The 18,275-nt window shown below is 63.9% G+C and carries 19 protein-coding genes and 3 tRNA genes; 8 read left to right on the top strand and 14 right to left on the bottom strand.

The genetic code is table 11. The annotated features are described in order from the left end of the window. Nucleotides 1–3 precede the first annotated feature (3 nt). The gene (rplU, locus tag CT3_RS03740; RefSeq protein WP_066540532.1) at nt 4–315 is read right to left on the bottom strand and encodes a 50S ribosomal protein L21; all 312 of its coding nucleotides are present in this window, start codon (nt 313–315) and stop codon (nt 4–6) included. Nucleotides 316–531: 216 nt separating this feature from the next. On the opposite strand from rplU, the gene CT3_RS03735 reads away from it, so the two are divergent. The 6 genes from CT3_RS03735 (at nt 532) to CT3_RS03710 (ending at nt 4,590) form a co-directional block, all read left to right on the top strand. After that, a complete protein-coding gene (locus CT3_RS03735; protein ID WP_066540529.1) occupies nt 532–1,461 on the top strand; it encodes a polyprenyl synthetase family protein in 930 nt (309 codons plus the stop codon). A 49-nt stretch (nt 1,462–1,510) separates the two neighbouring features. Beyond that, a tRNA-Pro gene (locus CT3_RS03730) sits at nt 1,511–1,587 on the top strand. Between the two features lie 390 nt (nt 1,588–1,977). Beyond that, nucleotides 1,978–2,859: a prepilin peptidase gene (locus CT3_RS03725; protein WP_066540525.1), complete on the top strand. Its 882-nt coding sequence runs from the start codon at nt 1,978–1,980 to the stop codon at nt 2,857–2,859. Then, nucleotides 2,859–3,470, top strand: coding sequence for a dephospho-CoA kinase (coaE, locus tag CT3_RS03720; RefSeq protein ID WP_066540522.1), 612 nt, complete (start codon nt 2,859–2,861; stop codon nt 3,468–3,470). The genes CT3_RS03725 and coaE overlap by 1 nt, the downstream gene beginning before the upstream one ends. Nucleotides 3,471–3,569: 99 nt before the next feature. Then, nucleotides 3,570–4,325, top strand: coding sequence for a cell division protein ZapD (gene zapD / locus CT3_RS03715; protein WP_066540520.1), 756 nt, complete (start codon nt 3,570–3,572; stop codon nt 4,323–4,325). 28 nt (nt 4,326–4,353) lie between these two features. Then, nucleotides 4,354–4,590: a DNA gyrase inhibitor YacG gene (locus CT3_RS03710; RefSeq protein WP_066540517.1), complete on the top strand. Its 237-nt coding sequence runs from the start codon at nt 4,354–4,356 to the stop codon at nt 4,588–4,590. 246 nt (nt 4,591–4,836) lie between these two features. On the opposite strand, the gene CT3_RS03705 is transcribed toward CT3_RS03710, so the two are convergent. The 4 genes from CT3_RS03705 to secA form a co-directional block, all read right to left on the bottom strand. Further along, nucleotides 4,837–5,304, bottom strand: a complete 468-nt coding sequence (locus CT3_RS03705; RefSeq protein ID WP_227657853.1) for an NUDIX domain-containing protein — start codon at nt 5,302–5,304, stop codon at nt 4,837–4,839. A gap of 40 nt (nt 5,305–5,344) precedes the next feature. Beyond that, nucleotides 5,345–6,304, bottom strand: a complete 960-nt coding sequence (locus tag CT3_RS03700; protein WP_066540511.1) for an ATP-binding protein — start codon at nt 6,302–6,304, stop codon at nt 5,345–5,347. 136 nt (nt 6,305–6,440) lie between these two features. Further along, nucleotides 6,441–7,670: a bifunctional glutamate N-acetyltransferase/amino-acid acetyltransferase ArgJ gene (argJ, locus tag CT3_RS03695; protein WP_066540509.1), complete on the bottom strand. Its 1,230-nt coding sequence runs from the start codon at nt 7,668–7,670 to the stop codon at nt 6,441–6,443. A gap of 137 nt (nt 7,671–7,807) precedes the next feature. Continuing rightward, a complete protein-coding gene (secA, locus tag CT3_RS03690; protein WP_066540499.1) occupies nt 7,808–10,543 on the bottom strand; it encodes a preprotein translocase subunit SecA in 2,736 nt (911 codons plus the stop codon). 229 nt (nt 10,544–10,772) lie between these two features. Between secA and CT3_RS03685 the strand changes: the two genes are divergently transcribed. After that, nucleotides 10,773–11,108 (top strand): hypothetical protein, encoded by a 336-nt coding sequence (locus tag CT3_RS03685; RefSeq protein WP_083520580.1) that lies wholly within the window; start codon nt 10,773–10,775, stop codon nt 11,106–11,108. A 36-nt stretch (nt 11,109–11,144) separates the two neighbouring features. Here CT3_RS03685 and CT3_RS03680 read toward each other — a convergent pair. The 7 genes from CT3_RS03680 to petA all read right to left on the bottom strand — a co-directional run bounded on the left by CT3_RS03680 (nt 11,145) and on the right by petA (nt 15,536). Beyond that, a tRNA-Thr gene (locus tag CT3_RS03680) sits at nt 11,145–11,220 on the bottom strand. A gap of 76 nt (nt 11,221–11,296) precedes the next feature. Further along, nucleotides 11,297–11,372 (bottom strand) — tRNA-Thr (locus CT3_RS03675). Nucleotides 11,373–11,431: 59 nt separating this feature from the next. Continuing rightward, the gene (locus tag CT3_RS03670) at nt 11,432–11,968 is read right to left on the bottom strand and encodes a ClpXP protease specificity-enhancing factor (RefSeq protein WP_066540497.1); all 537 of its coding nucleotides are present in this window, start codon (nt 11,966–11,968) and stop codon (nt 11,432–11,434) included. A 47-nt stretch (nt 11,969–12,015) separates the two neighbouring features. Further along, nucleotides 12,016–12,627, bottom strand: coding sequence for a glutathione S-transferase N-terminal domain-containing protein (locus CT3_RS03665; RefSeq protein ID WP_066540495.1), 612 nt, complete (start codon nt 12,625–12,627; stop codon nt 12,016–12,018). 106 nt (nt 12,628–12,733) lie between these two features. Next, nucleotides 12,734–13,492 carry a cytochrome c1 gene (locus tag CT3_RS03660; RefSeq protein ID WP_066540488.1) on the bottom strand — a complete coding sequence of 253 codons (759 nt, stop codon included), beginning with the start codon at nt 13,490–13,492 and terminating at the stop codon, nt 12,734–12,736. Between the two features lie 18 nt (nt 13,493–13,510). Next, nucleotides 13,511–14,926 carry a cytochrome b gene (locus tag CT3_RS03655; RefSeq protein WP_066540486.1) on the bottom strand — a complete coding sequence of 472 codons (1,416 nt, stop codon included), beginning with the start codon at nt 14,924–14,926 and terminating at the stop codon, nt 13,511–13,513. Nucleotides 14,927–14,936: 10 nt separating this feature from the next. Then, the gene (petA, locus tag CT3_RS03650; RefSeq protein WP_066540484.1) at nt 14,937–15,536 is read right to left on the bottom strand and encodes a ubiquinol-cytochrome c reductase iron-sulfur subunit; all 600 of its coding nucleotides are present in this window, start codon (nt 15,534–15,536) and stop codon (nt 14,937–14,939) included. A 151-nt stretch (nt 15,537–15,687) separates the two neighbouring features. On the opposite strand from petA, the gene mscL reads away from it, so the two are divergent. Continuing rightward, a complete protein-coding gene (gene mscL, locus CT3_RS03645; RefSeq protein ID WP_066540862.1) occupies nt 15,688–16,125 on the top strand; it encodes a large conductance mechanosensitive channel protein MscL in 438 nt (145 codons plus the stop codon). Nucleotides 16,126–16,240: 115 nt separating this feature from the next. Here the strand turns inward: mscL and pdxA are convergent, their stop codons facing one another. Both pdxA and CT3_RS03635 read right to left on the bottom strand, forming a co-directional pair. Then, nucleotides 16,241–17,299, bottom strand: coding sequence for a 4-hydroxythreonine-4-phosphate dehydrogenase PdxA (pdxA, locus tag CT3_RS03640; protein ID WP_066540474.1), 1,059 nt, complete (start codon nt 17,297–17,299; stop codon nt 16,241–16,243). A 188-nt stretch (nt 17,300–17,487) separates the two neighbouring features. Further along, nucleotides 17,488–18,237 (bottom strand): Nif3-like dinuclear metal center hexameric protein, encoded by a 750-nt coding sequence (locus tag CT3_RS03635; protein ID WP_066540860.1) that lies wholly within the window; start codon nt 18,235–18,237, stop codon nt 17,488–17,490. Nucleotides 18,238–18,275 lie beyond the last annotated feature (38 nt).

The raw sequence follows: 18,275 nt of genomic DNA, 5'->3' as shown, positions 1-18,275 counted from the left end.
GAATTAAGCAGCAACCGCCACGATTTGCAGTTCGGTGAACTGCTGGCGATGGCCTTGGGACTTGGCGTAGTGCTTACGACGACGCAGCTTGAAGATGCGCACCTTGTCGTGCTTGCCGTGAGCAACCACAGTTGCCTTCACAGTTGCGCCGGACACCAGGGGCGTGCCAACCTTCAGTTCAGCGCCGTTGCCGACTGCCAGAACCTGGTCGATCACGATTTCCTGGCCTACGTCCGCAGCAATCTGTTCTACTTTGATTTTTTCGCCAGCAGCAACGCGATATTGCTTGCCACCGGTTTTTATGACCGCGTACATGTAAACCTCTTTCAAAGGGGAATCACCCATGGACTAATTTCCATGGAGCTGGCGATTGTACCACCCCTTCCAGATTTGTGTGCAAGGCCTGAACAACGCGTCCGAGTGAGCACCCTAGGGCCGCTGCAGCTTTCCTATAATCCAGCCTCTCGAAGGCGGCATATCTTGACTACAGTTCATTCCAACACCAACCCGCTGGCCCTCATCGCCGATGACATGCGCGAAGTTGACGGCGTCATTGCGCGGTGCCTGACCACCAGTGTTCCGCTGATCGGCCAGATCTCCCAGTACATCATTGCTGCAGGTGGCAAACGCCTGCGCCCTGCGTTGCTGCTGATGGTGGCCCGTTCCCTGGGTTGCGAAGATGCCCGCCGCTTCGAGCTGGCGGCCGTGGTGGAACTGATCCACACCGCCACCCTGCTGCACGACGACGTGGTGGACGAGTCCACCCTGCGCCGCGGCCGCCCCACGGCCAACGAGAACTTCGGCAACCCCGCCAGCGTGCTGGTGGGCGACTTTCTGCACACCCGCTCCTTCCAGATGATGGTGGCAGCCGGCAATATGCGCATCCTGCAGGTGCTGTCGGATGCGACCAACATCATTGCCGAAGGCGAAGTGCAGCAGCTGATCAACACCCACGACGCGTCGCTGAGCGAAGCCGGCTATCTGCATGTGATCCGCTCCAAGACCGCCAAGCTGTTCGAAGCCAGCACCCAGATTGCCGCCATCCTCGCCGGCGCCAGCCCCGAGCAGGAAGCCGCCAGCGTCACCTACGGCCAAGCCCTGGGCACCGCCTTCCAGATCATTGACGATGTGCTGGACTATGACGGCGATGCCGCCGAAATGGGCAAGAACCTGGGCGATGACCTGCGCGAAGGCAAATGCACGCTGCCGCTCATCATTGCCATGCAGCGCGGCACGGCCGAACAGGCCGCCGTGATCCGTGAAGCCATCGAACAGGGCTCCACCGACAAGCTGCCTGAAATCCTGGCCATTGTGCGCAGCACCGGCGCGCTTGACGCCACCCGCCAGGCCGCTCACAACGAAGCCATGCGCGCCATGCAGGCACTGGACAGCCTGCCCGCCAACACGCACACCGATGCCATGCGCCAGCTGGCCTCGCAGCTTTTGCTGCGCCGCACCTGATTTGGGTTTAGAATTTCGGCTTCCGCTTGCAACGCAGGCCGGAAAAAGTCGGGGTGTAGCTTAGCCTGGTAGAGCGCTACGTTCGGGACGTAGAGGCCGGAGGTTCGAATCCTCTCACCCCGACCATCCATTTTCTGCCACCACAAGCCTGCGAAAGCGGGCTTTTGTGTCTATGCAGCCTGTGTGGGATCACGGATGATGGAAGTCCTCCACCGTCCATCCGCCACACCGTTACATGCCTGCCCCGCTGCTGCACACCCCTCCCATGGAATCGCCCGGACCTTCCGGGCGGGCATGCGTGCAGATGGCAGCTGGTTTGCGCAGCAGGGTGACTCCACCCCATCGACCGCTCGCTGACCCACAGCCCCGCACCTTCGGCACTGCACCTGCAAGGCGACGCAGCCCATGCATGCTCCATCGCCTGCAGCCCAGGACATTGACCAACCTGCCTTTGCTCATGGACAGCCTTCCCGCCCCCCTGTCTCGACCGACATTTCCACTGGGACAGGGCGCGTGATGGAACTGGTCTGGGGGCTCGAAGCCTGTGGGGCCGCCCTGCTCGGCCTGCTGGTCGGCAGCTTTCTGACCACCGTCATCCACCGGCTGCCGCGCATGATGGACCAGGACTTCGCCGCGGAATGCGCCGCGCACCACCAGACCCACTGCCATTGCGGCGCCATGGGGGCTGACGCAGCCGCCACAGCGCCGCTCACCCTGACCCGCCCGCGCTCCCACTGCCCGCACTGCAGCCAGTCCATCGCCTGGCACGACCGCATTCCCGTGCTCAGCTACCTGGTCTTGCGGGGACGCTGCCGCAGCTGCCATACCCGGATCAGCCTGCGCTATCCGCTGGTGGAGCTGGCCACGGCCGCAGGGTTTGCCTTTTGCACCGCACGCTGGGGGTTCAGCCCCACGGGGCTGGCCTGGTGCGGCTTCAGCGCCGCGCTGCTGACCCTGGCACTGATCGACTGGGACACCGAGCTGCTGCCCGACAGCATCACCCTGCCCCTGGTGTGGGCCGGCGTGCTGGCCAGTGCCCTGGCATGGACCGGCGTGGCACTGCCGGATGCGGTGTTTGGTGCCGCGGCCGGCTATCTGTCGCTGTGGCTGGTGTACTGGGGCTGCAAGCTGCTCACCGGCAAGGAGGGCATGGGCTACGGCGACTTCAAGCTGTTTGCGGCGCTGGGCGCCTGGTTGGGCTGGCAGGCACTGGTGCCGCTACTGCTGATCGCCTCGCTGAGCAGCGTGCTGGTGGCCCTCCCCATGCTGCTGTTCCAGCGGCTGCGGGAAGGCGGTTACATTCCCTTTGGTCCCTTTTTGGCAGGGGCCGGCTTCGCCGCCATGGTGTTCGGTTCCGACACGGTGCTGCGCAGCCTGTTTGCTTTGGCAGGAATGTGATGCACCGACACCCTTTGCGCCTGGGTCTGACAGGCGGTATCGGCAGCGGCAAAAGCACCGTGGGCCAGATGTTGGCGGCACGGGGCGCGGCCCTACTGGATGCCGATGCCATCTCCCGCAGTCTGACCGCCGCTGGCGGCGCGGCCATGCCGCTGATCCGCGAACGCTTTGGCAGCGAGGTGATCGACGCCGACGGCAGTCTGAACCGGGCGGCCATGCGCGCCCTGGTGTTCCAGCATGCCGATGCCCGCCACCAGCTGGAAGCCATCATCCACCCCCTGGTGGGCAGCACCACCGAGGCGCATGCCCAGGCTGCCATCGCGGCCGGAGCCCCGCTGCTGGTGTTCGATATTCCGCTGCTGGTGGAATCATCCCGCTGGCCCGCCCGCCTGGACCAGATCGTGGTGGTGGATTGCGCCACCGAGACCCAGATTGCGCGCGTGATGCAGCGCAGCGGGCTGGAGCGCAGCGCCGTGGAGGCCATCATCGCCACCCAGGCCACACGGTCCCAACGCCGCGCCGCAGCCGACTGGGTGATCTACAACGACGGCATTACGCTGGATCAATTGCGGGATCATGCGCATCAAATTGCTGACTTCTTCCAGCTATGATGCTATAAAGTCTGAAGATCAGATCGAAGCGCGTTCTGCCTTTGCACGATTTCCGCAATGTGTCCCCAGATTGGATAAGCCTCCCCGGAAGCCGCCAGCGTGATCCTTTACGAATATCCCTTCAACGAACGGCTGAGAACCTATCTGCGCCTGGAGCAGTTGTTTCGCCGTCTCGGTGAACTGCTGGAACGAGACACCGCGCTGGACCACCACTACGCGCTGGCCACCCTGTTCGAGCTGATGGATGTGGCCGCCCGGGCCGATCTGAAGGCCGATGTGCTCAAGGATCTGGAGCGCCATAAGGGCCAGCTGGACAGCTACCGCGGTAATCCATCGATTGCCGAAGAGATGCTGGACCACATCATCGGCCGGCTGGATGCCGCCTTCACCGCCCTCAACAGCCAGGCCGGCAGAACCGGCCAGACACTGACCGAAAACGACTGGCTGATGGCCGTGCGCAGCCGCATGGGCATTCCCGGCGGTACCTGCGGCTTCGACCTGCCGGCCTACCACACCTGGAAACACCAGCCCAGCGAACGCCGCCGCGCCGATCTGCAGCGCTGGTCGGCCTGCTTCCAGCCGCTGTCGGATGCGCTGTTTCTGGTGCTGGGCCTGCTGCGCGATACCGGCACACCGCAGAAAGTGGCGGCCACCAACGGCCATTTCCAGCAGTACCTGCCCGCCGGCCGCAGCTACCATCTGCTGCGCCTGCGCATCGACCCGGCACTGAATCTGGTGCCCGAAATCAGCGGCAACCGCCTGATGGTGTCGGTGCGGCTGATGCGGCCCGACGAGGACGGCAAGCTGCAGTCCACCACGGAAGAGGCGGCTTTTGAGCTCACGCTCTGTGCCTGAGCAGGCTTTGCGCTAGGCTAGCCGCCCTATGACGACACCTGCCGACCCTTCTTCCCCACCCTCTTCCAACCCGGACGCACCGGTGGTCAACTGCCCCACCTGCGGCCAGGCTACGCTGTTCGCGCGCAGCAACCGCTTTCGCCCCTTCTGCAGCGAACGCTGCAAGATGATCGACCTGGGCGCCTGGGGCAACGAGGAATTCCGCGTTCCCGTCCAGACCCCGCCACAGGACGCACAGTACGGCGACCCGCGCTTCGAAGACTGAATCCGCCGGGTGAACGCCCCGCTGCACACAGGCAGCAGCCTGCAATGCCCGGGTTCCCCTGCTTGAGTGCCCGCACGACGCAGCTTGCGCACGACCGCCTGCGGACTGCGGCAGCTGCTGCGGACTTGTCCACAGACCGGCGCCGCAGAGGCTGCCTGCAAAGATTTTTTCAGTGCCCAAGGTGGAGCATGGCATGCCACGCGGGCAGCGTCTCTAGCGCCCGTGCAGCGGCGCACAGGCTGGCATTTATTTTTCTGCGGCAGCGGCATCCTGGGCATACAGCGCCCCATCAAACGGCAGACCGCGCTCGGCGCTCAGCCACGCCAGCACCGGGTAGGAACCCTCCAGCACCGGACGCACCGTCAACGGCAGCTGCTGCCAGGCCATCTGCTGGCCTTCGCGCATCTCGAACACACCGTCCCACTGCGTGACCTTGCACCAGTGCAGGCGCACCAGGGCGTGGGAATAGTCGTGCTCCGTCACCTTCCAGGGGATGCAGTTGGTAATGGTGATGCCCAGCTCCTCCTGCAGTTCGCGGCGCAGGGCCTGCTCCACCGTCTCGCCGGCTTCGAGCTTGCCGCCCGGAAACTCCCACCAGCCCGCCCGCGGCTTGCCGACGGGGCGGCTGGTGATCAGCAACGCACCATCGCTTTCGCGGATCAGCACGCCCACGGCGACTTCGGTGTGGGTACGAACGGCAGGGGTATCGGTCACAACAGTATTTCCTCTCACGGCGGCCCCAGGCCGCCGGGCTTCAATCGGTTTCGGCTTCTTCGCTCAGGCCGTCCACATCGGCAATGCGCTGGCGGCCTTCCACGGCGCGCTGCGCACGCCCGGCCCAGTCCCGTGCGAACTGGTGGGCCACGCGGCCGCTGCGCGAGCCGCGCTCCAGCGCCCAGACCAGGGCTTCGGGCCGGGAGGCCTCGATCTCCTCGGCCGACACACCCAGGGCCGACAGCCACTGCGCCACCACGCGCAGGTATTCATCCTGGCTGAAGGGGTAGAAGCTGACCCACAGGCCAAAGCGCTCGGACAGCGAAATCTTCTCTTCCACCACTTCGCCGGGGTGGATCTCGCCGTTCTCGCCCTTGGACTGGGCCAGGTTGTCGATCATGTACTCGGGCAGCAGATGGCGGCGGTTGCTGGTGGCATAGACCAGCACATTCGGGGTGGCGGCACTGACCGAACCATCCAGGATGGACTTCATGGCCTTGTAGCCGGGCTCGCCTTCCTCGAAGCTCAGGTCGTCACAGTAGATGACAAACTTCTCGGGCCGGCCGGCGACCACGTCCACGATGTCGGGCAGGTCGGTCAGATCGGCCTTGTCCACTTCGATCAGGCGCAGGCCCTGGGGCGCGTACGCGTGCAGGCAGGCGCGGATGAGCGACGACTTGCCCGTCCCGCGTGCGCCGGTCAGCAGCACGTTGTTGGCCGTACGGCCCTGCACAAATTGCTCGGTGTTGCGGGCAATCTTGTCTTTTTGCACGTCCACATTCTGCAGATCGGACAGCTGCATGGCCCCCACATGGCGCACCGGCTCCAGCACGCCGCAGCCGTTGGCGCGCTTGCGGTAACGCCAGGCAATGGCATCGTCCCAGCTGACCGGCGCCTGCAGCGGCTGGGGCAGCACGGTTTCGATGCGCTGCATCAGTTGCTCGGCACGGGCCACCAGGCGCTCCAGCGGACTCAAGGCAGACAGGGTGGAATCGGTCATGGCAGGGTCGGTCTCCGGGAATGGTAGTGTTGAGGGGGCTCCAGCACATGCCGCACGGCCTGCCAAGGCGGATGCTGGCAGCAGCGGTTCGCGCAGCTTCGGCGCCTGCCTGGCGCGAACCGCCAGCCCCGCGGGCTCAGGAACGGTAGTCGGCGTTGATGGTCACGTACTCGTGGCTGAAGTCACAGGTCCACACGGTCTGGCTGGCATTGCCACGGCCCAGCACCACGCGCACGGTGATTTCCTGCTGCTTCATCACGCGCTGGCCGTCGGCTTCCTGGTAGGACGGGTTGCGGCCACCGTTGACCACCACATGCACATCGTCCAGGAACAGATCGATCGCGGTCTGGTCCAGGTCGGTGATGCCGGCGTAGCCCACAGCCGCCAGAATGCGGCCCAGGTTGGGGTCGGAGGCAAAGAACGCGGTCTTGACCAGGGGCGAATGGGCGATGGCGTAGGCGGCCAGACGGCATTCTTCTTCGGTCTTGCCACCATCGATCTGCACGGTGATGAACTTGGTGGCACCTTCGCCGTCGCGCACGATGGCCTGGGCCAGCAGGCGGGCCACATCCAACAGCGCGGCCTTCAGGGCCTGGGCCTCGACCCCATCCCAGCTGGCGATGGGCGCATGGCCGGCCTGGTGGGTGGCCATCAACACAAAGCTGTCATTGGTGGAGGTGTCACCGTCGATCGTCACGCGGTTGAACGAACCATCGGCCAGCTCCTTGACCAGGCCCTGCAGCAGCGCCGGGTCAATGGCCGCATCGGTGGCGACAAAGCCCAGCATGGTGGCCATATTGGGACGGATCATGCCCGCGCCCTTGCTGATGCCGGTCACGGTGACGGTCTTGCCGCCGACCTGCAGCTGGCGGCTGTAGGCCTTGGGCTGGGTGTCGGTGGTCATGATGCCTTCGGCTGCCGTGGCCCAGTTGTCGGCCCGGGCCGCAGCAATCGCCTGGGGCAGACCGGCCACGATGCGGTCCACCGGCAGCTCTTCCATGATCACGCCGGTCGAGAACGGCAGGATCTGCTCGGGGGCCAGACCCAGTTCCTTGCCCAGAGCCGCGCAGGTGGCGCGGGCATTGGCCAGGCCGGCCGCGCCGGTGCCGGCGTTGGCATTGCCGGTGTTGATCACCATGGCGCGGATGCCCTTGCCGGCCTGCAGGTGCTCGCGGCCCACTTGCACGGGTGCGGCGCAGAAGCGGTTTTGCGTGAACACGCCGGCCACCGTGGTGCCTTCGTCCAGCAGGAACACGGTCAGGTCTTTGCGGTTGGCTTTGCGCACACCGGCTTCGGTGACGCCAATGCGCACGCCTGCGACCGGGTGCAGGTCTGCGGCAACGGGAGCGGGGAGATTCACGGGCATTGCAGGGCTTCCTACAGAAATTAAAAACAGGGGCCGATTATCGGCCGATCACAGGGCCTCCACGTTACGCAGGCCTACGTACAAAGCACAACACGGGCCGCAGCCCGTGTTGTCAGAGGTTCATGCCGGTGCGTCCATCAGGACAGCTTGCCGTGGCAGTTCTTGAACTTTTCACCGCTGCCGCAGGGGCAGGGATCGTTGCGTCCCACGCGCGCACCTTCGGGCAGCTGGAAGGCCTCGGGCGCATCGCTCTTGTCGCCATCGGCGCTGACGTATTGCAGGCCTTGCACATGCTCGGCGCGGTGTTCGATACCGGCCGCCGCTTCCTGCAGCGCTTCGGGCTGCTGGATACGCACGGTCAGCAGCACGCGGGTGACTTCGTTCTTGACCTGGTCGATCAGCTGGCGGAACAGCTCGAACGCTTCGCGCTTGTATTCCTGCTTGGGCTGCTTCTGGGCATAGCCGCGCAGGTGGATGCCCTGGCGCAGGTAATCCAGCGCTGCCAGATGGTCGCGCCAGTTGGTGTCGAAGCTTTGCAGCAGCACGGCGCGCTGGAAGTTCATGAACTGCTCGGAACCCACCAGATCCACCTTGGCCTGGTAGACCGCATTGGCAGCGGCCACGGCGCGTTCCAGGATCTCTTCGTCGGTGGCGTGGTCGTTGGTCTTGAGCCATTCGACCAGATCCACCTCGACCTGCCAGTCCTGGGCCAGGGCCTTTTCGAGCCCGGGCACATCCCACTGCTCTTCCATCGACTCGGCCGGCACGTACTGGCGCACCACATCGCTGATGCAGTCCTCGCGCATGGCGGTGATCATGGATTCCAGCTCGGTGGCGTCCAGGATCTCGTTGCGCTGCTGGTAGATGACCTTGCGCTGATCGTTGGCGACATCGTCGTATTCGAGCAGTTGCTTGCGCATGTCGAAGTTGCGGGCTTCCACCTTGCGCTGGGCCGATTCGATGGAACGGGTGACGATGCCGGCTTCGATGGCTTCGCCCTCGGGCATCTTCAGGCGGTCCATGATGGCGCGCACGCGGTCACCCGCAAAGATGCGCATCAGCGAATCGTCCAGGCTCAGGTAGAAACGCGAGGAACCGGGGTCGCCCTGGCGGCCCGAACGGCCACGCAGCTGGTTGTCGATACGGCGGGATTCATGGCGCTCGGTGGCGATGATGCGCAGGCCGCCCAGGGCCAGCACCTTCTCGTGGTCGGCGTTCCACTGCGCACGCAGCGCCGCAATCCGGGATTGCTTGGTGCCGGCATCCAGGCTGTCATCGGTTTCGATGGCCTGGACTTCCTTTTCAATGTTGCCGCCCAGCACGATGTCGGTACCGCGACCGGCCATGTTGGTGGCAATGGTGATCATGCCTTCACGACCGGCCTGGGCAATGATGTCGGCTTCCTTGGCGTGCTGCTTGGCGTTCAGCACCTGGTGCGGCAGGCCGGCCTGCTGCAGCAGCTGGTCGATGATTTCGGAATTCTCGATCGAGGTGGTGCCCACCAGCACCGGCTGACCGCGCTCATGGCATTCACGGATGTCGGCAATCGCGGCGTCGTACTTTTCCTTGGTGGTCTTGTAGACGCGGTCCAGCTGGTCTTCGCGCTTGCTGGGCTTGTTGGGAGGGATCACCACGGTTTCCAGACCATAGATGGACTGGAACTCGTAGGCCTCGGTGTCGGCCGTACCGGTCATGCCGGACAGCTTGCCGTAGAGGCGGAAATAGTTCTGGAAGGTGATCGAGGCCATGGTCTGGTTCTCGGCCTGGATGGACACGCCTTCCTTGGCTTCGACCGCCTGGTGCAGGCCGTCGCTCCAGCGGCGGCCGGACATCAGACGCCCGGTGAACTCGTCGACGATGACCACTTCACCGTTCTGCACCACATAGTGCTGGTCACGGTGGTAGATGTGGTGGGCACGCAGCGCGGCGTACAGGTGGTGCACCAGCGCAATGTGCGAAGGGTCATACAGCGAAGCGCCTTCCGGGAACAGGCCGGCATTGGCCAGAATGCGCTCGGCCACTTCATGGCCCTGCTCGGTCAGGAAGACCTGGTGGCTCTTCTCGTCCAGGGTGAAATCGCCGGGCTTGGTCACGCCTTCGCCGGTGCGGGGATCTTCTTCGCCTTCCTGGCGCACCAGCTGGGGCACCAGCTGGTTGATGGCCAGGTACATGGCCGTGTTGTCGTCGGCCTGGCCCGAGATGATCAGCGGCGTGCGCGCTTCGTCGATCAGGATGGAGTCCACCTCGTCGACGATGGCGTAGCTCAGGCTGCGCTGCACGCGATCGGCCGCGTCGTACACCATGTTGTCGCGCAGGTAGTCGAAACCGAATTCGTTGTTGGTGCCGTAGGTCACATCGGCCAGATAGGCCTGCTGCTTTTCGTCGCGCGGCGCATTGGGCAGGTTCACGCCCACGGCCATGCCCAGGAAGTGGTACAGCCGGCCCATGGTGGCCGCATCGCGGCTGGCCAGGTAGTCGTTGACGGTCACCACGTGCACACCGTTGCCGGACAGTGCGTTCAGGTACACAGGCAGGGTGGAAGTCAGTGTCTTGCCTTCACCGGTGCGCATTTCGGCGATCTTGCCGTCATGCAGCGCCATGCCGCCGATCATCTGCACATCGAAGTGGCGCATCTTCATGACGCGCTTGGAGGCTTCACGCACCACCGCAAAGGCTTCGGGCAGGATCTGGTCCAGCGTTTCACCCTGCGCCAGACGGCCACGGAACTCATCGGTCTTGGCACGCAAAGCTTCGTCGCCGAGCTTTTCGAACTCAGGCTCCATCGCATTGATGCGAGCCACCGTCTTGCGGTATTGCTTGAGAAGCCGGTCGTTGCGGCTGCCGAATAGTTTGGTGAGGAAGTTGGTGGCCATGCGAACAGACCCAACCAGCACAGCCCTACAGGCCCTGCGGCGGGTCAGAATCCCTAAGATGAAACTGCAGATGGGGACTGGCGCTGCTTCCTGCAAGAGCCGGGAAGCAGTGCAAGCCAAAAATTGATTCTAACTGTCTGCCACCCTGGGGGAAATGCCGCCGCACCACAGCCCTTGTCGCAGCAGCAGTGCCCCGCATAATCCTGTGCTAGCCAGCCCGGTATTTTCCATGTCCCACAGCCCCATCACCCGCCGCCACCATGCCGTCTCCGTGGAGCAGGCCGCGCGCGAATCCCCCACCCTGGCCCAGCTGGTGGCATTGACCCAGGACTCCAAGGAGCGCCTGCGCTCCATCCTGCCGCTGGTGCCTCCCACCCTGCGCAATTGCCTGGAAGCAGGCCCCATCGAAGGCAGCACCTGGTGCCTGCTGGTGCGCAACAACGCAGCCGCCAGCAAGCTGCGCTACCTGCTGCCGGGCATGGAGGCGCACCTGCGTGTCAAAGGCTGGGATGTGCAGCACATCCGCCTGAAGGTGCGCAGCACCCAGGAATGGGAAGCGCGCTGAAACGCGCGGGCGGCACAAAAAAGGAGGGGGAGGAGATGGTGCCGGTTGTCGGATTCGAACTGACGACCTACCGCTTACAAGGCGGGTGCTCTACCAACTGAGCTAAACCGGCGTTCTGCCACTGCAAGCGGTGTGCAGGACAAAATTCAGGACACGGGCCGCATGCCAGCGCATGCAGCAAAAAGAGATGGTGCCGGTTGTCGGATTCGAACTGACGACCTACCGCTTACAAGGCGGGTGCTCTACCAACTGAGCTAAACCGGCAAACCGCTGATTCTAATGCAGGAATGATCGGCCCCAGGGGCAGTCCTGCATGTTTTCTGTCACTTCACCAATTTCAGCGAAGGACGGCCCCCACCCGAAGGCGGGCGCGGCTTGTCGCCGTCATCATCCTCCGCGCGCGGCACGGCGGCCAAGGGCGCCGCAGCGGTGTCCGTAGGCACCAGTTGCACCACCCGGTCGGACGCATTGGCCTCGACGCTGTCGTCCACGGCATCCACCACGGACTCCGCGTCGCCTTGGGCGTCGAGCACGGCCCCGTCCACCACGGGGAAGGACATGCCCTGGCCGCTTTCGCGGGCGTAGATCGCCAGCACGCGCTCCACCGGCACCATGATCTCGCGCGGCTTGCCGCCGAAACGGGCCTTGAATTCAATGAATTCATTGCCCATCTGCAGACCGCTGGTGGCGTCGTAGCTGACGTTGAGCACGATCTCGCCGTCGTTCACGTACTCGCGCGGCACCTGTACCGTCTTGTCCACACGCACGGCCAGATACGGCGTGAAGCCGTTGTCGGTGCACCACTCGTAAATGGCCCGGATCAGATAGGGGCGGGTCGACGTGGAGTCCTGGGCATTCATGGCAGCAAGCGGTGGATCAGATTTCAGGGGAACAGGGCCGGCAGGTCTTACTTGCGCATGACCTTTTCGGAAGGCGTCAGCGCTTCGATGTAGGCAGGGCGCGAGAAGATGCGCTCGGCATACTTCAGCAGCGGCGCAGCATTCTTGCTCAGCTCGATGCCATAGTAGTCCAGACGCCACAGCAGCGGTGCAATGGCCACGTCCAGCATGGAGAAGCCTTCACCCAGCATGTACTTGTTCTTCAGGAACACGGGGGCCAGCTGCGTCAGGCGGTCGCGGATGTGGGCACGGGCCTTCTCGATGGCCTTTTCGTTGCCCTTGGCATTGCGCTCTTCCAGCGTGTTCACGTGCACGAACAGCTCTTTTTCGAAGTTCAGCAGGAACAAGCGCACGCGGGCGCGGTCCACCGGGTCGCCAGGCATCAGCTGGGGATGGGGGAAGCGCTCATCAATGTATTCGTTGATGATGTTCGATTCGTACAGGATCAGGTCACGTTCCACCAGGATGGGCACCTGGCCGTACGGGTTCATCACGCTGATCTCTTCGGGCTTGTTGTACAGATCCACGTCGCGGATCTCGAAGTCCATGCCCTTCTCGAACAGCACAAAGCGGCAACGGTGGGAATAAGGGCACGTAGTTCCCGAATAAAGCACCATCATGGTGGAAGCTCCTAAAAATCAAAAAGAGTGGGACGCTCTACAGCGCCCACTCCACAAAGACCGAACCGCTTTCAACCGGGGCTGAAAGCGGCTGCAGACCGACTACTTACTTGACATCTTTCCAGAACGCGGCATTCAGTCTCCAGGCAATGAAGATGAACAGCCCCAGGAAGATCAGCACGCCCACACCCAGGCGGATGCGGGTATTTTGCGCTGGTTCGCCCATCCATTGCAGGTAGTTCACCAAGTCGCCAACTGCCTGATCGTACTGTACCTGCGTCATGGTGCCCGGAGTCAACTCCTCCCAGCCCTTGAACACATGGGTCTTTTGACCATGCACTTCCTGCTCTTCGAACAGGGCGCGGCGCTCACCTTGCAGCTGCCACAGCACGTGCGGCATGCCCACGCTGGGGAAGGCCAGATTGTTCCAGCCGGTGGGCTTGGTTTCGTCCTTGTAGAAGGTGCGCAGGAAGGTGTAGAGGTAGTCCGCACCGGTGCCGTTGCCGCTGGCGCGAGAGCGCGCAATCACGGTCAGGTCGGGAGGATTGCCACCGAACCAGTCCTTGGCCTGCTTGGGATCGATGGCCGAAATCATCGTCTCGCCCACCTTGTCGGTGGTGAACAGCAGGTTGTCCTTGATCTGCTGCTCGGTCAGACCGATGTCCTGCAGACGGTTGTAGCGCATGAAGGCGGCCGAGTGGCAGCTCAGGCAGTAGTTCACGAACAGCTTGGCGCCGTTTTGCAGCGAGGCCTGGTTGGTGGTGTCGACCGGTGCCTTGTCCAGCGGAACCAGCAGGTCACCCGATGCCTGGGCACCGGTGGCGATGCCCAGAGCGGCTACCAGCGTGAGGATCAGTTTTTTCATTGTTGTTCTCTCCTAGGCTCAGTGGGGCTTGAAAGTCACGCGATCGGGCACGGGCTTGGGCGTGCCGATCTGGCTCCACCAGGGCATCAGGAAGAAGAAACCGAAGTAAAACAGGGTTCCGACTTGCGACACCCGTTCGCCGATCGGCGACGGAGGCTGCACACCCAGGTAGGCCAGCACCACGAACACCACGACAAACACGGCGTACAGGTACTTGTGCCAGCTCGGACGGTAGCGGATCGACTTGACCGGGCTGCAGTCCAGCCAGGGCAGTGCGAACAGGATGATCACGGCGCCGCCCATCACCACCACACCCCAGAACTTGGCGTCGATGGAAAGCATCAGGGCCACGGCCACCACGGCAGCACCACCCACGATGGCCTTGGCAATGCCGGGCAGCTTGGTCTTCACGAAGGTGAACAGCGCAGCCAGCACGACGCAGGCGACCAGCACATACATCATCTCGGAAGTGATCGCACGCAGCATCGAGTAGAAGGGCGTGAAGTACCAGACCGGAGCAATGTGGTTGGGCGTCTTCAGCGGATCGGCCGGAATGAAGTTGTTGTATTCCAGGAAGTAGCCGCCGAACTCGGGCGCGAAGAACACCACGGCCGAGAACAGGAACAGGAACACTGCCACGCCGAAGATGTCGTGCACCGTGTAGTAGGGGTGGAAGGGAATGCCGTCCAGCGGGTGGCCCTGTGCGTCCTTGGGGGCGCTGGGGGCCTTGATTTCCACACCGTCGGGGTTGTTGGAGCCCACATCGTGCAGCGCCAGCAAGTGCGCCACCACCAGGCCCAGCAGCACCAGGGGCACGGCGATCACGTGGAAGCTGAAGAAGCGGTTCAGCGTGGCATCACCCACCACATAGTCGCCACGGATCAGGATGGCCAGATCGGGACCGACAAAGGGAATCGCGGCAAACAGGTTCACGATCACCTGGGCGCCCCAGTACGACATCTGGCCCCAGGGCAGCAGGTAGCCCATGAAGGCCTCGGCCATCAGCGCCAGGAAAATGGCGCAACCGAAGATCCAGACCAGTTCGCGCGGCTTACGATAAGAACCGTACAGAAGACCGCGGAACATGTGCAGATACACCACCACAAAGAAGGCCGACGCCCCCGTGGAGTGCATGTAGCGGATCAGCCAGCCCCAGGGCACATCACGCATGATGTATTCCACCGAAGCGAATGCCTTCTCGGCATCCGGCTTGTAGTGCATCACCAGGAAGATGCCGGTGACGATCTGGATCACCAGCACCAGCAGCGCCAGCGAGCCGAAGATGTACCAGAAGTTGAAATTCTTCGGAGCGTAGTACTCCGACATGTGCACCTTGTAGGCCGAGAACGCCGTGGGAAAACGGTTCTCGAACCAGTTGGTCACCTTGGCGCCCGTGGACGCATTGGGATCGATTTCTTTGAATTCGTGGGCCATGTCGACTCCCTCAAGCCTTCTTGTCTTCACCGATCAGGAGCTTGGTCTCCGACAGGTACATGTGGGGCGGCACTTCCAGGTTGTCTGGAGCGGGCTTGTTCTTGAACACGCGGCCCGCCATGTCGAAGGTCGAACCGTGGCAGGGGCACAGGAAGCCGCCCTTCCAGTCGGGAGGCAGCGAAGGCTGGGGACCGGCCACGAACTTGTCCGTGGGCGAGCAGCCCAGGTGGGTGCAGATGCCGACGACCACCAGCACTTCGGGCTTGATGGAGCGGCCTTCGTTGCGGGCATAGACCGGGGTGAACTGGTCGGGGTGGCGCAGCGACTGGGGATCGGCCAGCAGCGGATCCTGCTCGGGCAGCTCCTTGAGCTGCTCGGGGGTGCGCTTGATGATCCACACCGGCTTGCCGCGCCATTCCACGGTGATCTTTTCACCAGGATTCAGGGTGGAAATGTCCACCTCCACGGCAGCACCGGCCGCCTTCGCCTTCTCGGAAGGCTGGAACGTACTCACGAAAGGCACGGCAGCGGCCACGCCGCCCACCGCACCGGCACAAGCGGACGTGATGATCCACGTCCGTTTGCTGGAGTCGACTGGAGTTTCACTCATGGGAATCCTCGATGAACATCGCTAGATTGGGGTCAATCGAAAAATTGTAGCGGAGCGATTAGGGTTATTCCAGTGCCTGTCCGACATGGAAAACCAGTGTTCACCCCCATACTTGCCCCCAACTTCAACCCGTTTTATGGAGCTGTCAGCCATGGGAATGATGCAAGAATTTCGCGAGTTCGCGATCAAGGGCAACGTGATGGATCTGGCCGTCGGCGTGATCATCGGCGGGGCCTTCGGCAAGATCGTGGACTCCGTCGTGAACGACCTGATCATGCCCGTCGTGGGCCTGATTTTCGGCAAACTGGACTTCTCCAACCTGTTCGTCATCCTGGGCACCGTGCCCGATGGCATCCCCCGCACGCTGGATGCTTTGCGCAAGGCCGGGGTGCCCGTTTTTGCCTACGGCAACTTCATCACGGTGGCCGTGAACTTCCTGATTCTGGCCTTCATCATCTTCATCATGGTCAAGCAAATCAACCGCTTGAAGCGCGAAGCACCGGCCGCACCCGCGGCTCCGGCCCCCACGCCGGAAGACGTGGTGCTGCTGCGCGAAATCCGCGACAGCCTGCGCAATCCGCAGCGTTGAAGCGCCTGCGCACCCAGCAAAAAGCCCCGCTTGGCGGGGCTTTTTGCTGCCGGCTTCCGCCGGATTTTGCACAGCACCAGATTGGTGCAAACGCATGAATGGAGGCTCCTCAACCTCAGTCCACCGGCAGGCCGGCGAGGCGCTTGGCGACCCGCACCGCCTCCACCATGCTGGAGGCATCGGCGATGCCCCGACCGGCAATATCGAACGCCGTTCCATGGTCCGGACTGGTGCGCACCAAGGGCAGTCCCAGGGTCACGTTGACCCCTTCCTCCACACCAAGATATTTGACAGGGATCAAACCCTGGTCGTGGTACATCGCCAACACCACGTCGAATTCCCCAGCACGCTGCGGGGTGTTACGGGCCCGCATGAAGACGGTATCGGGGGAAATCGGTCCCCAGACCTGCATTCCCTCGGTCTGCGCCTGGGCCACGGCGGGTGCAATCACCTCGATTTCCTCGCGCCCGAACAGACCGCCCTCCCCCGCATGCGGGTTCAGTCCGGCCACGGCGATGCGCGGTGCGCGCCCCAGGCTGCGGCTCAGCGCGGCATGGGTGATGCGCAGGGTCTGCAGGATATGGGGCTGGGTCACCGCATCCAGTGCCTCGCGCAAGGACACATGGATGCTCACCAGCACGGTGCGCAGCTGGTCGTTGGCCAGCATCATGCGCACCGGCATCTGGGCGATGGGCACGCCCGCATGGCGCGCCGCTTCGGCCTGCAGCAGCTCGGTGTGGCCAGGAAAGTCCACGCCGGCCAGCGCCAGCGCTTCCTTGTGCAAAGGCGCGGTCACCAGTGCCGCCACCTCACCCGCCAGGGCCGCCCGCGCTGCCCACTGCACACTGCGTGCGGCGGCTTCGCCGGCCGCCCGGCTGACCTGCCCCCAGGGCGCGGCGGCAGGCATATCGGGCAGTTGCAGCACTGGAATACAGCGCGGCGGCACATCCCACGCCTGGGCTGGAGCGCCAATGGCGGCAACCGGCAAGTAGGTTTCACCCCCACGCCGCACCGCCTGGGCACCGCGACGGACGGTGTCCACATCCCCGGCCACAAAGCAGCCGCGCAACAGCGGGCCATGGTCGCGGAAGGCTTTGGCAATGATTTCCGGGCCGATACCGGCCGAATCGCCCTGGGTGATGGCCACGGGCAGTGGCATGCGGGATGCTGACATGGTGTATGGATCCAAATAGTCCGAACATGCAGACCGGATCGGCATGTCCAGCTCCTGGTTTTACATCAACCGGCCCGGCCATGGCTGCGGCCGACACGGGCGCTGCGGGCGACCCAGCCCGTCGGGGCATGGCGCGGGCAGCGTGCCGTGCAGGCGAAGCTGAGGGGACCGCGCCAGCCGATGCCAGGTCACGCCGGGTTGTCGATGTCGATAAAACGGTGCTCAAGCCCCAGCTGCTGCGCCACATGGGCGGCCACCGCCGGAGCGCCATAGCGCTCGGTGGCGTGGTGGCCCGCCGCAATGAAGGTGGTGCCGGTCTCGCGTGCCAGGTGCGCCTGGGGTTCGGAGATTTCGCCGGTGATGAAGGCATCCGCTCCTGCGGCGATCGCCCCCTCGAAAAAGCCCTGCGCTCCGCCCGTGCACCAGGCCACGCGGCGGATGGGAGCCGCCTCCGCCCCGCTGACGCAGGTCACCGTGCGGCCCAGCGTCTGCTGTACCTGGGCGGCCAGCGCTGCCGCGTTGGCAAAGCTGCCACCACCCACCATGCCCAGATTCTGGTCACCAAAGGTGGCGTCGTGCTGCAGACCCAGTCGCAGGCCCAGCTGGGCGTTGTTGCCCAGCGTGGGGTGCGCGTCCAAGGGCAGGTGGTAGGCCAGCAGATTGATGTCGTGGGCCAGCAGCAGGCGAATCCGCTCCTTCATCCAGCCGGTGATGCGCCCATCCATGCCGCGCCAGAACAGACCGTGGTGCACGAAGATGGCATCGGCGCCGTCGGCAATGGCGGCTTCAATCAGCGCGCGGCTGGCCGTCACGCCGCTGACGATGCGGCGGATCTCGGCCTTGCCCTCCACCTGCAGGCCGTTGGGCCCGTAGTCCTTGAAGCGTTCGGGTTGCAGCAGGCCGTCAAACTGGGCCAGAAGGTCGTGTCGCAGGATCATGGGCCCGATTGTGCCCATGCCGCCGTGCCTGCCGGCAC

Source organism: Comamonas terrigena NBRC 13299 (genome assembly GCF_006740045.1).
GTDB lineage: Bacteria > Pseudomonadota > Gammaproteobacteria > Burkholderiales > Burkholderiaceae_C > Comamonas > Comamonas terrigena.
The sequence above is the reverse complement of the archived record's forward strand: the minus strand, read 5'-3'. Positions and strand labels throughout refer to the sequence as shown.

Bases quoted from the DNA above. Each gene is read 5' to 3' on its own strand.
- rplU (WP_066540532.1), bottom strand. From the start codon at position 315: ATGTACGCGGTCATAAAAACCGGTGGCAAGCAATATCGCGTTGCTGCT.
- CT3_RS03735 (WP_066540529.1), top strand. From the start codon at position 532: ATGCGCGAAGTTGACGGCGTCATTGCGCGGTGCCTGACCACCAGTGTT.
- CT3_RS03725 (WP_066540525.1), top strand. From the start codon at position 1,978: ATGGAACTGGTCTGGGGGCTCGAAGCCTGTGGGGCCGCCCTGCTCGGC.
- coaE (WP_066540522.1), top strand. From the start codon at position 2,859: ATGCACCGACACCCTTTGCGCCTGGGTCTGACAGGCGGTATCGGCAGC.
- CT3_RS03710 (WP_066540517.1), top strand. From the start codon at position 4,354: ATGACGACACCTGCCGACCCTTCTTCCCCACCCTCTTCCAACCCGGAC.
- CT3_RS03700 (WP_066540511.1), bottom strand. From the start codon at position 6,304: ATGACCGATTCCACCCTGTCTGCCTTGAGTCCGCTGGAGCGCCTGGTG.
- argJ (WP_066540509.1), bottom strand. From the start codon at position 7,670: ATGCCCGTGAATCTCCCCGCTCCCGTTGCCGCAGACCTGCACCCGGTC.
- secA (WP_066540499.1), bottom strand. From the start codon at position 10,543: ATGGCCACCAACTTCCTCACCAAACTATTCGGCAGCCGCAACGACCGG.
- CT3_RS03685 (WP_083520580.1), top strand. From the start codon at position 10,773: ATGTCCCACAGCCCCATCACCCGCCGCCACCATGCCGTCTCCGTGGAG.
- CT3_RS03670 (WP_066540497.1), bottom strand. From the start codon at position 11,968: ATGAATGCCCAGGACTCCACGTCGACCCGCCCCTATCTGATCCGGGCC.
- CT3_RS03665 (WP_066540495.1), bottom strand. From the start codon at position 12,627: ATGATGGTGCTTTATTCGGGAACTACGTGCCCTTATTCCCACCGTTGC.
- CT3_RS03660 (WP_066540488.1), bottom strand. From the start codon at position 13,492: ATGAAAAAACTGATCCTCACGCTGGTAGCCGCTCTGGGCATCGCCACC.
- CT3_RS03655 (WP_066540486.1), bottom strand. From the start codon at position 14,926: ATGGCCCACGAATTCAAAGAAATCGATCCCAATGCGTCCACGGGCGCC.
- petA (WP_066540484.1), bottom strand. From the start codon at position 15,536: ATGAGTGAAACTCCAGTCGACTCCAGCAAACGGACGTGGATCATCACG.
- mscL (WP_066540862.1), top strand. From the start codon at position 15,688: ATGGGAATGATGCAAGAATTTCGCGAGTTCGCGATCAAGGGCAACGTG.
- pdxA (WP_066540474.1), bottom strand. From the start codon at position 17,299: ATGTCAGCATCCCGCATGCCACTGCCCGTGGCCATCACCCAGGGCGAT.
- CT3_RS03635 (WP_066540860.1), bottom strand. From the start codon at position 18,237: ATGATCCTGCGACACGACCTTCTGGCCCAGTTTGACGGCCTGCTGCAA.